The sequence below is a fragment of the Catenibacterium sp. UBA627 genome (genome assembly GCF_002299355.1).
Classification (GTDB): Bacteria; Bacillota_I; Bacilli_A; order Erysipelotrichales; family Coprobacillaceae; genus Catenibacterium; species Catenibacterium mitsuoka.
Map to the genome: position 1 here is coordinate 1 of NZ_DBPF01000041.1, position 609 is coordinate 609.

General features: G+C 32.0%; 1 pseudogene. It reads left to right on the plus strand.

Annotation, left to right across the window (positions count from 1 at the left end):
• Window positions 1–147: pseudogene (locus tag B2S90_RS02920) on the plus strand (dicarboxylate/amino acid:cation symporter); the annotation flags it as partial.
• Window positions 148–609: the final 462 nt, after the last annotated feature.

Here is a 609-nt window from a genome sequence, read left to right on the forward strand (position 1 = left end):
GCATTACTTGCATACTCATTAATTCTTTCAATCAATAGACCTATTGAAATGTTAGTTACTTCACTTAATGTAGTTGGTGATGCTTCTACTTCAGTTATTGTAGCTAAGAAGGAAAATATGGTTGATCAGGAAGTATATAAAGGGTAAGAAGTTCTTAAAGGAGTCAGATTTTCTGACTCCTTTTAAAATACCTTAAATAAGTCCCCCTACCTCTATATACGCATTTCAATAAATAGGTAAGAATGATGATAAAATCTCTTTAGATCTGAAAGACTAAACGCAACTTTGACAGATCTAAAGTGGAATTTAACTTTTCACTTTAGACATCTAAAAAATCGAATAGTTTACTTGTAACTATACCATAAGCATGTATAATACTTATAAAGAGAGCTGGAAGATAAGGTGGCTTTTAAAAAGTAGCTTTGTTGAAAGGTTTTCTAATAAGAAAGAGGCTTCTAATGGTGACCTTTAAAAGGCAGCTTTAATTAGAGGCTTTTTTGGTATAAAAAAGAAGAAGACAGATCACTCTGACTTCTTCAAGTATACATCCACAAATACATACCCCATTTACCAATAATATGTACTAATACAGGGAGGATGTGCAAGAGG